This window comes from Ruegeria sp. G7, from assembly GCF_056535465.1.
In genome coordinates this window covers 446,042-460,037 of the sequence record NZ_JBQFIL010000001.1, presented here as the reverse complement: position 1 = coordinate 460,037, position 13,996 = coordinate 446,042, and the positions used below count along the sequence as shown (strand labels likewise).

9 protein-coding genes are annotated in these 13,996 nt (G+C 60.2%); 4 read left to right on the top strand and 5 right to left on the bottom strand.

Translation table 11 applies throughout. The features are described from left to right. Window positions 1–357 precede the first annotated feature (357 nt). Window positions 358–2,736 carry a mechanosensitive ion channel domain-containing protein gene (locus ACR3EN_RS02250; protein ID WP_480819257.1) on the top strand — a complete coding sequence of 793 codons (2,379 nt, stop codon included), beginning with the start codon at window positions 358–360 and terminating at the stop codon, window positions 2,734–2,736. A gap of 88 nt (window positions 2,737–2,824) precedes the next feature. Here ACR3EN_RS02250 and ACR3EN_RS02245 read toward each other — a convergent pair whose 3' ends face one another. From ACR3EN_RS02245 to ACR3EN_RS02225, 5 genes are read right to left on the bottom strand one after another with little or no spacing between them, the layout of a single operon-like run. After that, the gene (locus ACR3EN_RS02245) at window positions 2,825–4,180 is read right to left on the bottom strand and encodes a CoA transferase (RefSeq protein WP_480870302.1); all 1,356 of its coding nucleotides are present in this window, start codon (window positions 4,178–4,180) and stop codon (window positions 2,825–2,827) included. Next, complete coding sequence (locus tag ACR3EN_RS02240) at window positions 4,177–5,331, bottom strand: ABC transporter permease (RefSeq protein ID WP_480819259.1); 1,155 nt, start codon at window positions 5,329–5,331, stop codon at window positions 4,177–4,179. Before ACR3EN_RS02240 ends, ACR3EN_RS02245 begins: the two co-directional genes overlap by 4 nt. After that, window positions 5,328–6,356 (bottom strand): ABC transporter permease, encoded by a 1,029-nt coding sequence (locus ACR3EN_RS02235; protein ID WP_480819260.1) that lies wholly within the window; start codon window positions 6,354–6,356, stop codon window positions 5,328–5,330. Before ACR3EN_RS02235 ends, ACR3EN_RS02240 begins: the two co-directional genes overlap by 4 nt. A gap of 14 nt (window positions 6,357–6,370) precedes the next feature. Further along, window positions 6,371–8,284, bottom strand: a complete 1,914-nt coding sequence (locus tag ACR3EN_RS02230; RefSeq protein WP_480819261.1) for an ABC transporter substrate-binding protein — start codon at window positions 8,282–8,284, stop codon at window positions 6,371–6,373. Beyond that, on the bottom strand, window positions 8,277–10,049 hold the full coding sequence (locus tag ACR3EN_RS02225) for an ABC transporter ATP-binding protein (RefSeq protein ID WP_480819262.1): 1,773 nt from the start codon (window positions 10,047–10,049) through the stop codon (window positions 8,277–8,279). Before ACR3EN_RS02225 ends, ACR3EN_RS02230 begins: the two co-directional genes overlap by 8 nt. Before the next feature lie 230 nt (window positions 10,050–10,279). On the opposite strand from ACR3EN_RS02225, the gene ACR3EN_RS02220 reads away from it, so the two are divergent. The 3 genes from ACR3EN_RS02220 (at window position 10,280) to ACR3EN_RS02210 (ending at window position 13,996) form a co-directional block, all read left to right on the top strand. Beyond that, on the top strand, window positions 10,280–10,777 hold the full coding sequence (locus ACR3EN_RS02220) for a class I SAM-dependent methyltransferase (RefSeq protein WP_480870299.1): 498 nt from the start codon (window positions 10,280–10,282) through the stop codon (window positions 10,775–10,777). A gap of 79 nt (window positions 10,778–10,856) precedes the next feature. Beyond that, window positions 10,857–11,486 carry a glutathione S-transferase family protein gene (locus tag ACR3EN_RS02215; RefSeq protein ID WP_480819264.1) on the top strand — a complete coding sequence of 210 codons (630 nt, stop codon included), beginning with the start codon at window positions 10,857–10,859 and terminating at the stop codon, window positions 11,484–11,486. A gap of 107 nt (window positions 11,487–11,593) precedes the next feature. Beyond that, window positions 11,594–13,996 carry a GcvT family protein gene (locus ACR3EN_RS02210; RefSeq protein ID WP_480819265.1) on the top strand — a complete coding sequence of 801 codons (2,403 nt, stop codon included), beginning with the start codon at window positions 11,594–11,596 and terminating at the stop codon, window positions 13,994–13,996.

Sequence of the window (13,996 nt, the reverse complement as noted above, 5' to 3'; positions counted from 1 at the left end):
CTGTGTCGGTTCCGATGCAACTCCGCGCGTTTGTTGCACCTGTTATCTTATATGTTCAGCGCCCGCTTGCCAAAGGGCCAGCCAGCAGCGTGCAAATTGGCCAAACATGGCGAATTGGCAACATCTTTTTCGCGGCCGTGGTGCCATCGGATGGCCTTTTGCAGGCCAAAGGGGAAAGCAGTTGGTTTCGCCGTGATCCCCGACGTTTGTCATATTCAATTTCCGTTGGATTGAAAACACTTTATCCCCCGGAGATGTTGCAAGAGCACAGCCGCCCATTGACGCGCCACAGGGATTTGAACCGACCCCAGAGGTTATGTAGTGTCATGCGCAATCGCGATCTGGATGGAACGAACTATGAAGAAGACTTTTGTGGCCGGGCTTGTTCTGGCGTTCCTCGCCTTGTCGCTCGCGCTCGGAACGGCTGCTTCGGCGCAGTCTCTGATCCCGGGCTATCCAACTGGAACCGAGGATGAAAGCGCCGCTTCGGTCGACGGCGATGTGGCAGCTGCGATCAGGGCGGCAACCGAAGCAGGCGCCAGCGTCATCGTGATCGACAGTGCGGGTCAGGTGGTATCAACCCCGGGCGCTGACACAGAAGCGACCGGTTCGGGTGCAGCGGACACGATGGGCGAAGGCTCGCAATTGATGAAGGCGCAAGAGCGATTTTCCGACTTCCGCGAGTCGGTGCGTTCGCGGCTTGAGGCACTGCCCTATTCCGTTTTCGAAGTTCAGTACATCCTGCGCCAGACCAGCCCGGACGGGCGCATTCAGACCTATGTCGAAGTTCTGGTGTGGAACGTGCTGTTCCTGCTGCTGGGGCGTTGGCTGTCCACGGAAATCTACGGCAAACGCATTGCCAAGCGCTTTGTCGTGGCGCGGATCAAGGAACAACCGAACGGCTATCGCGAGAAAATGCCATTCCTTGTGTTCCGCTTCCTGATGGGGATCGGGGGCACCGTGTTTGCGATGCTCATGGCCCTGATCGTGGGGTATCTGTTTTTTGGTGAGGCCGAGGATATCTCGATTCAATTCACGGTCACGGCGATTTTTGCAGCATTCTTCCTGTCGCGTACGGTTTCGGACCTATGGCGTATGGTTTTGTCGCCTTATCTTAGCCAGTATCGCTTACCTCCGTTTTCCGACCGGGACGCAAAACGCTTATATATTTGGGCATCGGCGCTTGCGACCTATGACATCTCGGTGGTGCTGTTCGCGACATGGGTCGCGGATTTTGGGTTGAATTACAACGTCTATGCAATGGTCTATGGCAGCCTGACCCTGGCAGGGGCGCTGGGTAATGTGTTGATGATTCTGTTCAACGCCCGGGCCATTTCCAATGCGATCCGGGGTGGGCGAGCACCGGATCAGGTCTCGTGGATATCACGGTTTATCTCGTTTGCATGGGCACCGGTTCTGATCCTTTACATGGTGTTCAGCTGGTTCAAGCTGGCGGTGGATCTGGTGCTTGAGGTCGAAGGCTCGGTCCCGATTGTGGCCAGCAGCTATGCAATTTTCATGTCGGTTGTCGTGGCGTATGGCGCGATGAACTATCTGCTTGAACGCTATTTTGATCGCAATCGACAGATCAAAGAGCTGAATGCGGATGCGCAGGACGCAGTGAGCGACGCTGACGCAGAGGCACCGACACCCGAGGCTGAAAAGCGCAAATACGCCATCCTGACTTACGAGGACCTCGCCCGCCGGGTTGCGGGGATACTGGCCTTTGTCGTTGGTCTCTATGCGCTGGTGGTGATCTGGAACCCGCAGGCAAACTGGAGCGAAGATTTGCCCGTCGGGCGGGCTCTGGATGTGATGGTGATCCTGTTCATCGGCTATGTCCTGTTCCATTTCTTTCGCGTCTGGATCGACAGCAAGATCGCCGAAGAAACTGACGATGGCGGGGCCGAGGCCGAGCTGGGGGATGAAGGCGGCGAAGGCGGGCAGAGCCGTCTGGCAACGTTGCTGCCGCTGTTCCGCGGGGCGATATTGGCGGTGGTTGTGGTGACCATAGCGCTGATCGTGCTCATGGAGCTGGGCATCAACGTCAGCCCGCTGTTTGCCGGTGCCGGTGTGGTCGGTCTGGCCGTGGGCTTTGGGTCGCAGACCTTGGTGCGGGACATCTTCTCGGGCGCGTTCTTCCTGATGGATGATGCGTTTCGGAAGGGCGAATACATCGATATCGGGGATGTGAAAGGCACGGTCGAGAAGATCTCGGTCCGGTCTTTCCAACTGCGGCATCACCTTGGGGCGCTGAACACCATTCCCTTTGGTGAGATCAAGGTGCTGACCAACTATTCCCGCGACTGGGTGATCATGAAACTGCCCCTGCGCGTGACCTATGACACCGATGTCGAGAAGGTGCGCAAGCTGATCAAGAAGCTGGGGCAGGAGTTGCTGAGCGATCCGGTGATCGGGGACAATTTCATCCAGCCACTGAAATCTCAGGGCGTGATCGAGATGCAGGATTCTGCGATGATCATCCGGGTGAAGTTCATGACCAAGCCCGGCGATCAGTGGCTGGTGCGCAAAAAGGTTTATCAGGACATCCGCGAGCTCTTCGCCCGCGAAGGTATCCGTTTTGCCCACCGCGAGGTCACGGTACGTCTGGCCGATGACAAAGAGGCCGAGGACCTGACGCCCAAGCAGCGCGAGGCGGTGACGGGTGCGGTTCAGGCGGCGATTGACGAGGATTATCTGGACGATATCGGACCGGGTGGGGGTGACGACCGCTAGGGCGCTCTCCCGCCCCTTTGATCTGCGTCGCTGACGCGACACCGCCCAAAGCGTTGGGCCGGGCCGCGCGTGCCGCGCGGCGGCTGCGCTAGGTTGAGGGGCTGGCCCAGATTGCGTCTGAGGTTCCGAGTTTGCTGGCGGGCAGCGGCCAGATCATTGCCGCAGAGCCAACCGTCAGGGCGGGTTCCAGACGGTGGCCCGGGCCCCATCCTGAGGCCTCAGTGTCATTACCGTAGTCTGCTGGATTCGCATGGGTGATGTCTTCACCCGCGCTACTTTTGGCGAGGGTTGCCAGTAACTCGGCGGTGCGGGCAAGTGACAGGCGCGCGTCCATTACGGTTTGGCCCGAGGCGGCCTCGGCCAGAGCCGAGAGGACGGCGGCGGCCATCAGGTAGCCGGTGGCGTGGTCCAGCGCCTGTACGGGTAGCGGGGTAGGTTTGTCGGCCCCGGCCCATTCCATGCCGGCATGGGCGATTCCGGCGCTCATCTGGACAAGGCTATCGAACCCGCGCCGCGTAGCCCAGGGGCCTTGCCAGCCATAGGCATCCAAGGTGACCTCGATCCGGTTGGGGGCCAGTTGATCGCGCGTGGCCTTGTCCAGACCAAGCGCGTCCAGCGCGCCGGGACGGTAGCCGTGCACCAGTACGTCGGCTTGGGCGAGCAGGTCTTTCAGCTGCGCCAAACCCTCCGCACCTTTCAGGTCCAGATAGGCGCAGCGCTTGCCCAGCGATATGTCGGGGATCACTCCGGGCTCATCCCAACCGGGCGGGTCGATGCGCAGCACATCCGCGCCAAACCCAGCGAGCGTTCGGGTTGAAACGGGGCCTGCCAGAATCCGCGTCAGGTCAAGCACGCGCAGTCCGGCCAGCGGGCGTGCCGCCGTGGCCTCGGGCCTGTCACGCAGCGTGGCGTGGCGCGGGCCGTGCCAGCCGATCAGTGGTTCGCGGGTTACGGCTCGGCCTTGTGGATGGTCCTGCCATTCGGATCGGCTGCGCATGGCGGCGGCCACGCCACCCTCGGCGACGATGGCGGTTTCCAGATCGAAGATGGACCAGTCCTTGATCGCGCGCGTCACGGCATCCCTGTCCGCCGCGACTTGCAGCACCTTCAGCGCGGCAGCGCGGTGATGGGGCAGGTTGGTGTGTAGCCTGATCCAGCCATCGGCGGCCTTGTAGTCGCCAGCAATCGCATCCCACAGGCTGGGCATGTTCCATCCGTCGGGATTGAAGGAAAAACCGTACCACAGAGACGCGAGGCGTTGGTCCACAGCGATCTCTGGTGGTTTGTCCGCCAGATTGGTCGCCACCATCAACCGTGCCAATTCCTGACCCACGGCGGCAAAGCTCGCCGTGGCCAGTTCGGACACCGCGAAGGCGCTGGGGCGGGCTCCGGCCCCTTTGACCTGATAGCTGTCGGTCGCGGGTAGGGCGGAAAGCAGGCTCATTGCTGATAGGGGTCAAGGCTGTCGCGCAGCCCGTCACCAAGGAAGTTGAAGGCCAGTACCACGACGATGATCGGTAGCATCGGGATGGCTGTCCACGGGTAGATCTCGATCGAGGCGAGGTTTTGCGCGTCGTTCAGCATTACGCCCCAACTGACCGCAGGGGCCCGCAGGCCAAGGCCGAGGAAACTGAGCGCGGTTTCCCCAAGGATCATCGCGGGGATTGACAGCGTGGCCGATGCAATCAGGTGGGACATGAAGTTCGGCAGCAAGTGCTTGCGGATCACTCGGCCCGAACTTGCGCCCATCATCTCGGCAGCGCGCACGTATTCTTCCTCGCGCAGGGACAGGAATTTGGCGCGCACGGATCGGGCGAGGCCGGGCCAATCGAGGATACCGAGGATGATCGAGATGATGAAGAACACCGCAACGGGGCTCCAGTTTGATGGCACGGCGGCGGACAGGGCCAGCCAAAGCGGCAGTTCGGGCAACGAGCGCAGAACCTCGATCACGCGGTTGATGACCCAGTCGATGCGGCCCCCGAAATACCCGGCCATTGACCCGAACAGGATGCCGAGGAAGAAGGACACCGAGATGCCGATCAGACCCACCGTCAGCGACAATTGCGCGCCATAGAGAATGCGGCTGAATACATCCCGGCCCAGACGGTCCGAGCCCCACAGGAACAGCGTGGCGCCTTCGGGGGCGCAGAACAGGTGGGTGTCTGACTTGATCAGGCCCGCCAGTTTGTATTCGGATCCCTCGCAGAAGAACCGGATCGGGCGTGGGTCCTCGGTGTCGGGGACGAACTTCCATTGAAAGGTTTCCAGATCAGCCTCGGCCACGATGGGATAGACGTAGGGGCCGATGAACTTGCCCTCGTGGAACCAGTTGACGGATTGGGGCGGGGCATAGAGGTGCTCGCCATTCCGGTCGTTCGGCCCGTAGGGGGCGATGAAGCCTGCGAAGGGCAGCATCAGATAGCACAGCAGCAGGAATATGCCCGAGATCAGACCAAGCCTGTGCGTCTTGAATTTGCGCCAGACCAGCACCCAGTTGGGCGCGTCGAGATCGGCGCGCTCCAGTTGCTGGATCGACGCCTGCGGGTCAAAAGGCGCATCGTCGACATAGCGGCCATCGGGTTTGTCAGTCATGCCTCGCGCCCCTCATATCTGATGCGCGGGTCCAGCATGACCAGCAGGATGTCCGAGATCATGGTGCCAATCAGGGTCAGCAGCGCCACGAACATCAGGATGAAGGCCGACAGGAACTGGTCCTGCGTTTTCAGCGCGGTCAGCAGGGTCGGGCCGATGGTTTGCAGGCCCAGCACGACCGACACCAGCACCGAGCCGGATACCATCGAGGGCAGCAGGTTGCCGATATCAGCCACGAACGGGTTGAAGGCCACGCGCAAGGGGTATTTGGTCAGCATACGCGACGGGGCCATGCCCTTGGCGATGGCGGTTTCGACGTAAGGCTTGCCTAATTCATCCAGCATATTGGCGCGCAGGCGCTGCATCATTGCGGACGCGCCCGAAGTGCCGATCACGAAGGTCGGCACGATAAGGTGCAACAGGATGGATTTGAGCTTGTCCCAGCTCATTGGCTCGCCTTCGAATTTTGGGTCCATAAGGCCGCCGATGGGCAGGTTGAAATACTGGTGGCCGTAGTAAAACAGGATTAGCGCCAGCAGAAAGTTTGGCGTGGCCAGACCCAGATAGCCGACAAAGGCCGAGGTGTAGTCGATCCATGTCCGCGACTTCGCGGCAGCAAGAACGCCGAGCGGCAGGGCTACGGCATAGACAAACAGAATCGCTGCCAGGTTGACCACCACGGTCAGCCACAGCGTATCCCCTACGATTTCGGATACCGGACGGTCGAATTCGAAGGACCAGCCATAGTTGCCCTGCAGCAGCCCTTCGAACCCATGCGGGCCGGGCCAGAAGCCCATCCAGATCAGGTATTGTTCGGGCAAGGAGCGGTCCAGCGAGTATTCCTGTCGCAGGAATTCAGCCTTCGCCACACCCGCGGATTGCCCCGAGGCCTGCAACTCGGCGATCTGGTTGCTGAGGTAATCGCCGGGCGGAAGGTTGATGATCACGAAGATCAGGACCGACACCACCAACAGAGTCAGCAGCATCGTGAAGAAGCGATACACCGCATAGCGCAGCATGACCATTTAGCTGCTCCTGATCAGTCGGCGAAGAAGAACTCGTCGGGACGGTGGATGCCGAAATGCGCGCCGGGCTCCCATGCCCACATCGCCTGTTCGGGCACGTTGCGCAGGCGGTTCGACACGACGATGGGCTGGGGTGCGCCGTTCAGGATGCCGATCGCGTAAAGTTGCTGGGCGTGGATATCCAGCATTTCGCGCCAGGCGGCTTCGCGCTCTTCGTCGGTGCTGGCGATTTCCCAGTCATGGGCAAGGGTCATCAGGCGCTCGGCCTCGGGCATATCGGGCGCTTCGCCTGCATCACCACCGGTCTGATAATACTGGCCCCATTTCGGCCAGGCCAGAAACACCTGATCCGTGGGCGCCAGATAAGCCGGAGAGGTATGGTTCTGCGGGATGCCATCATCCCAGCCGAACCAGACCGACGCCATCGTGTTGCCCGAGAATACGCGGTTGCGCAGGATGTCGCGGTCCAAAGGCCGCATCACCAGCTTGACGCCAATCTCGCGCCACGTGTCGGTTACGATCTGTAGCGCGTTCTCGACCTCCTGTCGCTCGCCGGCGGTCTCGATCACCAACTCCATCGGGCGGCCATCGGGCAACAGCCGGACGCCGCTTGGGTCGCGTTGGTCAAGGCCTGCCTCATCCAGCAGGGCATTCGCCATATCGACATCATACTGCGCCCAGGCCTGCGCGTTTTCCTCGTCATAGTAGGGTGAGGCTGGCAGAACTGCCATCGCACCCGGCTGGGCCAGTTTGAAATACAGTGCCTGATTGATCGTTTTGCGGTCAATTGCCAGTGACAGGGCGCGGCGCACCCGGACATCGCGCAGTACTTCGCGCCAGCCGTCATCGGCAAAGTTCAGATTGGGATAGATGGCGATTTGCGACGCCACTCCGGTTTTCCAAAGCAGTGTCTTGTAGTCGCCTTGTGCCTCACCCTTTTTTAAGATCGAAGCGTCACGGAACGCCAGCCCGCGCCCCTGCAGATCACTTTCGCCCGCGTTGGTCTTGGCCGCCACAAGGCCCGGTGCCACGATTTCCATTTCGACCACGTCGATATAGGGCAGCTGTGTGCCGTTGGAATCGATGCGGTGGTAATAGGGGTTGCGCACGAAATTGTGCCGGATCTTCTTGCCCGAGCTTGCGTTCAGCCAGGGCTGCAGGGTCGGCAGTTCGTGGTTGTCGAACTTATAGAGGTTATCGAGCTTGTTGTGCAGTGCCGCCCAGCTTTTGACGCGCGCGTCGTCGACCTGAAAGGCCAGTTCTTCGGCGTCCGCGAATTTTTCATGGTATTGCTTGAGGAACTGCGAGGGCCGGTAAATGAAGGGTGGTCGTGCCTGAGCAAGTGATAGCAGGAAGTTGGGGTTGGGGTCTTCCCACTCGAAGATCACCGTGGTCTCATCAGGGAAGCTGACGACCGGAGGTTTGCCTTCGACAATCAGGAAGTCCGGCGGACCCGACGGGCTGAGCAATGCGTTATTGGCCACATCCTCCCACCAATAGCGGAAGTCTTCCGAGGTGAAGGGTGTACCGTCCGACCATTTGTGGCCCGGGCGCAGATTCAGGGTATATTTGCGGTTCCCTTCGTTTTCGAAGGACGCAAGGATATCGGGAACAATGTTGTATTCATGGTCGAACCCGACGAGGCGCGCATAGCCATAGACGACCATTTGCCGAATATCTTTGGATCGGGTGACCATCGTTCGCAATGTGCCGCCTTGTGTCCCGAACTCACGACCCTTGGCGGCCAGATCCACGATCAGCGGCTCCTGCGGTACACGCTCGGCGGCCGGGGGCAGGTTGCCATTGTCAACCTCGGATTGCCAAAAGGCGCTTTCTTGAAGATTCGAAGGGATTTCTGCCGCAGCGGGTAACATCCCGGCAAGGGCCAGCGTCGTGGCAAGAAACAATCGGTGAGTGGTCTCAAACATGGCAACGTACCTTATGGCCGGGCTCCATTTCTACCAGCGAGGGTACCATGGAGTCGGAGAATCGGAAGGCATCATCCCAACTGTCTGGCGAACCTGCGCCGAGTGCGACCAGTTTCAGGTCGATCGGACGGTTGATGTCGGGCTCAGGCTGGGCAGCGATCAATGCCTTGGTGTAGGGATGGTGCGGATTGTAGAATAGGGTTTCTGGCGGGGCCTGTTCGACCACAAGGCCCTGACGCATCACGGCGACCTCATCGGCGATCCGGGCTACAACGGCCAGATCGTGTGAGATGAACAGATAGGATAGGTTAAGGCTCTGCTGCAGGTCTTCCAGCAAGGTCAGAATCTGTTCCTGCACCGAAACATCCAGCGCCGAGGTCGGCTCGTCACAGACAATCAGCGCCGGGTCCAGCATCATCGCCCGGGCAATCGACAGGCGTTGGCGCTGACCGCCCGAAAAGGCGTGCGGATAACGTTTGAGCATATCCGCATTCAGTCCCACCCGCTGAAGCATCTGCGCCGCCTTGTCCCGCTGTTCGGTCGTTGTTCCCAGATTGTGGATCTCCAGCGGCTCGGTCATCGCGTCCTGAATGCGCATCCGTGGGCTGAGCGAGCTATAGGGATCCTGAAACACCATCTGTGCTTTGCGCTGGAACGCCGTACGCTCGGCGCGGGTCATGCGGTGTACTGTGATTGGTTCGGCATCGGGTGCGGTGCGGAACAGTACCTCGCCGCCGGGATCAGGTGGTTCGGCGCCCAAGGCGATGCGTGCAGCGGTGGTCTTGCCAGACCCGCTTTCTCCCACGATCGCCAACGTCTTGCCGCGCGCCAGTTTCATGTCGACGCCGCGACAGGCATGGATAAGCTTATCGGCCTGCCACCCTTTGCTGGAGCGCATCGTGTAGGTTTTTGACACGCTTTTCATCTGCAGGATCAGGTCTTCGTCGGGCATTGGCAGGCCGACGGCATCCTGATCCGGAATCTCGGGCGCTGCATCAAACAGCTGTTTGGTATAGGGGTGCGCCGGTGCGTTCAGAATGGGGGCGGCGGGCCCGGCCTCCATCACGCGGCCTTTGTGCATGACCACGACCTGTTCTGCCATGTTGGCCACAACGCCCAGATCATGAGTCACGAGGATCAGCGCCATGCCGGTCTCGCGCTGCAGTTCTTTGATCAGCCCCAGTACCTGCGCCTGCGTGGTCACATCCAGCGCGGTCGTGGGCTCATCCGCGATCAGCAGTTCGGGTTTGGCAACCATCGCCATCGCGATCATCGCCCGTTGCCGCATACCGCCAGACAACTCGAACGGATAGCTGTCATAGGCCCGCGCCGGATCGGGAAAGCCCACACGTTCGAACTGGGTCAGAACCTCTTTGCGGGCCTGCGCCTCGGACGCGCCGCGATGCAGCCACAGAACTTCGCTGACCTGATTGCCGATCTTGTGCAGCGGCGACAGCGAGCGCATCGGCTCCTGAAAGATCATCGAGATACGGTTGCCGCGAATGCCGCGCATCTGCTTTTCGCTGATCTTGGTCAGGTCCGCCGTACCGCTGGAATCATTCAGCGTGATTGCGCCGCTGCGAATCTGCGCTGTGCGCGGCAAAATCCGCAGTGCCGCGCGACACGAAATTGTTTTTCCCGACCCTGATTCTCCGACCAGGGCCAGCGTCTGCCCCGGCGCAACATCGAAGTTCACATCTTGAACCACGGCTTCGCCCGCGCCAAAACCAATGCTTAGATTCCGGACGGACAACAACGCATTCATACGGGTATTCCACCCGGTTGGCCGCTTGCTAACATCGGCTTAGTGAACTCCCTGACTTTTTTTGTGCAGTTTCGCGCGGTTCGGGCGGGCTAGTCAAACACCTTCTTGCGCAGAAACGTCGCGGAAATACGAAATGCCACCACGGGCACCTACACAAAGTCTTGAGATTTTGTCATCTAAGGCGCGATCGACGCCGTTTAGGGTTGTCTGGCAATAAATGAGGTTCGCACGTGTCCCAGCAACAAAGCCGACTGGATCTGTTCATCGATCGCATGGTGTCACAGCGCGCCTGTCTTGATTTTGCGATTGCGCAGACGGCGGGTCAGACCGGGCCTGTGTTCGAACTGGGCTTGGGCAATGGCCGCACCTATCATCACATGATTCAGCACATACAAGACCGCCCGGTCTATGTATTCGAACGCGCGGTGGCTTCGCATCCCGACTCGACGCCGCCCGATGATCTGGTGATTCTGGGCGATGTGCGCGAGACACTGCCCGAATCTGTCCAGCGCTTTGGTGCATCTGCCAGCCTGATCCACGCTGATCTGGGCGGGCATAACCGGGAAAAGAATGACGCTTTTGCGCGTTTCGTGTCCCCTCTGATCGAACCCCTGTTGGCTCCGGGCGGGTTGATGGTGTCCAGCGACCGGATGTATTTTGACGCGCTGACAGAACTGCCGCTGCCTGCTGGCGCAGTCGAAGGGCGTTGTTTCATCTACCGGCGTTAAATGCCGTAGGGTCACGCTGGGCGTTTCGCCGGAAGCGCCGCTAACCTTCGGGGCCTAATCCCCTGAAGGAGGCTCTTTCATGCTGTTCTACGATTGCTCGACCGCTCCGAACCCGCGTCGCGCGCGGATGTTCATCGCCGAAAAGGGACTTGAAATCGAAACCCGTGACATTTCGATCGCCAAGGGTGAGCAGTTGGGCGAGGCGTTCCGCGCCGTGAACCCGCGCGGGACACTTCCGGTGTTGGTGACCGATGAGGGCGGGGTTCTGACCGAAAATCTTGGGATCGCTGCCTATCTCGAAGCGCGGTTTCCTGAGCCGGCGTTGATGGGCCAGACACCGGACGAGAAGGGGCTGGTGCTGATGTGGAACGCAATTGTCGAACAACAAGGCGGCTTGCCGATTGCGGAAACGCTGCGCAACAGGCATCCGGCGTTCAAAGACCGGGCCATTCCCGGCCCGGTGAACTATGCGCAGATACCCGAATTGGCCCAGCGGGGTGCCGCGCGGGTGCGCCAATTCTTCGATCTGCTCGAAGACCGTCTGTGCAACAGCGCTTACCTCGCCGGTGAGGCATTTTCGCTGGCCGATGTCACAGCCTTTGTCTTCACCGATTTTGCGCGTGTCATCAAAATGCGCATCCCTGACGGCCATACGGCAACCCAAGCCTGGTTTGACGCCATTCAGGACCGCCGCAGCGCCCAGCTATAGGTGGCTTTGTGGGTAAACGCGGTCAGATCACGAACTGTACAGAAATGTCTAGACAGAAGTGAACAGTGCTACTAGCGTCCTTTGCGAGCCATGCAGGGGAGCGCAGGATGAAATCTCAGTATCGTGTTGTAGTGATCGGGGGCGGCGTTGTGGGGGCCTCGGTCCTGTATCATCTGGCCAAGTTCGGCTGGTCCGATGTGGTTATGTTGGAACGGCGGCGTCTGGCCTCGGGGTCGTCGTGGCACGCGGCGGGCGGTATTCATGCGCTGAATGCGGACCCGAACATGGCTTCGCTGCAGGCCTATACGATCGACCTGCTGAGTGAGATCGAGAAAGAATCGGGTCAGAATATCGGTCTGCACATGACCGGCGGGTTGACGCTGGCGGGCACGCCCGAGCGGTGGGAGTGGTTGCAGGCGAACTATCGCATTTTCCAGTCCATCGGCATTGACGATTGCGAGTTGCTGTCGCCCGAAGAGGCGCAGAAACGCTGCCCGATCATGTCCACCGATGGCGTTCTGGGTGCGATGTGGGCGGATCGAGAGGGCTATATCGACACGACCGGAACCGTGCAGGCTTACGCGACCGCCGCTCGGAAACGTGGTGCGGAATACTACGAAGAAACCAAAGTTGAAAGTCTGACGCAGACGGCGGATGGGTGGGAGGTTGTGACCGACAAGGGCACCATCACCTGCGAACATGTGGTTAACGCTGCAGGTCTCTGGGCCAAGCAAGTAGGCCGTATGGCGGGCGTCGAATTGCCCGTTTCTCCGCTGAAACACCACTACCTGATCACCGACACGGTGCCCGAAGTGGCGCAGGCGGATTTCGAGATGCCGATGACCGTGGATCTGGAAGGGTTCACTTATATGCGGCAGGACCAGAAGGGCGTTCTGGTCGGCATTTATGAGGTCGAGCATGAACACTGGGCCATGGACGGCGCGCCCTGGAACTATGGCGAGGAACTGTTTCAGGAACAGCTTGACCGGATCGAGAACGAATTGATGCTGGGCTTTGAGCGGTATCCCTCGATCCAGAATGTGGGCATCAAGACTTGGGTGAACGGCGCGTTTACCTTTGCGCCGGACGGGAACCCTCTGGTCGGGCCGGTGCCGGGCAAGCGGGGCTATTGGTCGGCCTGTGGGGTGATGGCGGGCTTCCTGCAGGGCGGCGGCGTCGGTAAAACGCTGGCCGAGTGGATGATCCATGGTGAGCCCGAAGCCGATGCCTGGCCGATGGATGTCGCCCGCTTTGGCGATTTCGCGCAGAACAAGCGGTATATCCGTGAAACCACGGGGCAGTTCTATTCGCGCCGCTTTGTGATGACCTATCCGAACGAGCAACTGCCCGCAGGTCGCCCGCTGAAAATGGCCCCGGCGCATGATGCGATGACCGAAGCCGGGTGCAAGTGGGGCGTCAGTTGGGACCTCGAAGTGCCGCTGTATTTTGCGCCGAAAGGGTTTGAGGAAACGCCAACGCTTAAACGCTCGAACGCGCATGACATCGTGGCCGAGGAATGCAAGGTCATCCGCGAGGGTGTGGGCTTGCTGGACATCTCGGGCTTTTCGCGGTTCGAGGTCACGGGGCCGAATGCTGAGGCGTGGTTGGACAAGGTCATGGCCTCAAAACTGCCCGCGCCGGGTCGGGCCAAGCTGGCTCCGATGCTGGGTGAGAATGGGCGGCTCAAGGGTGATCTGACCGTGCTGAACTGGGGCGATGGCACCTGGTGGATCATGGGCAGCTACTACTTGCGTGCTTGGCATATGCGCTGGTTTAACGATCACATGATGGATGGCGTCACCATCCGCGATCTGGGCGAGGAATATTGCGGCTTTGCCGTTGTTGGCCCGAAATCGCAAGCGGTGGTCGAAAAGCTGGCGGAACAGGAGATCTCGGGCCTGAAATTCATGGGCTGCGGGGATTTTGACATTGGCCTTGTTCGCGCCCGCGTCGCGCGGATGTCAGTGACGGGCGAGAAAGGGTATGAGATCAACTGCCGCTATGGCGACCATATCAAGCTGCGCCGCATGCTGCTGGAGGCAGGCGCTGACGAAGGTATCCGCGAATGCGGCTTCAACGCGATGCTCTCGACCCGTCTTGAAAAGAGCTTTGGCATCTGGTCGGCGGAATTCACGCAGCTCTATACGCCGGGAATGACCGGGATGGACCGCTGGATCGACTGGGATAAGGATTTCGTCGGCAAAGAGGCGGCGCTGGCCGAACGAGACGGCAATGGCCCGGCGCAGGTTCAGGTGACGCTTGAAGTGGATGCAGCAGATGCGGATGCAAGTGGTTACGAACCTGTCTGGGCTGGGGGCGAGCGCGTTGGTTTTGTCACATCGGGCGGCTATGGGCATTACACCGGCAAGTCGCTGGCCATGGCTCTGGTCGACCGTGACAAGGCCGAACCGGGGACCGATCTGTCAGTGCACGTGGTTGGGGTTGAACGTTCGGCCCGCGTGGTGGCGCCGTCACCCTATGACCCGCAGGGCAAAGCGATGCGGGGCTGA